Source organism: Phocaeicola fibrisolvens, from assembly GCF_025567125.1.
GTDB lineage: Bacteria > Bacteroidota > Bacteroidia > Bacteroidales > Bacteroidaceae > Phocaeicola > Phocaeicola fibrisolvens.
In genome coordinates this window covers 1-471 of record NZ_JAOQJI010000109.1, presented here as the reverse complement: position 1 = coordinate 471, position 471 = coordinate 1, and the positions used below count along the sequence as shown (strand labels likewise).

General features: G+C 56.1%; 1 protein-coding gene. It reads right to left on the bottom strand.

Going from position 1 to position 471, the window contains the following annotated elements; translation table 11 throughout:
* A partial coding sequence (locus tag OCV81_RS17720; RefSeq protein ID WP_148331137.1) for a transposase occupies window positions 1-471 on the bottom strand: 471 nt, incomplete at both ends.

The window sequence follows — 471 nt, the reverse complement described above, 5'->3', positions numbered from 1 at the left end:
CTCCTGCTTGGTGACGGACTCGGCGTACCGCCATATCTCCTCAAGCTGTTCCGCGATTCTGGAGATGCGGGTGTGGATGGACTTGCCCCAGACGAACGTATAACGGTTGGCGTTCGCTTCCATCTTCGTCCCGTCGGTGCAGGCCACGTCCAGACTTACAAAGCCCTCCGCCACGAGGAACTTCACGATGGTGGCGAAGACGGTCTTGAGCACATCCTTCAGCCGGCTGCTGCGGAAACGGTTGATGGTGTTGTGGTCAGGAGTCACATTGCCGGTCAGCCACATGAAGCGGATATCATTGCGGCAAAACTCCTCAATGCGGCGGCTGGAATAGATATTGCGCAGATAGGCATATACCAGAATCTGCAGCATCATGCGGGGATGGTAGGCCGGACAGCCTTTGACGGAGTACTTGCGGTAAAGTTCTTCCAGGCTGATCTGTTCAATGATACGGTGAACAACCCGGACCGG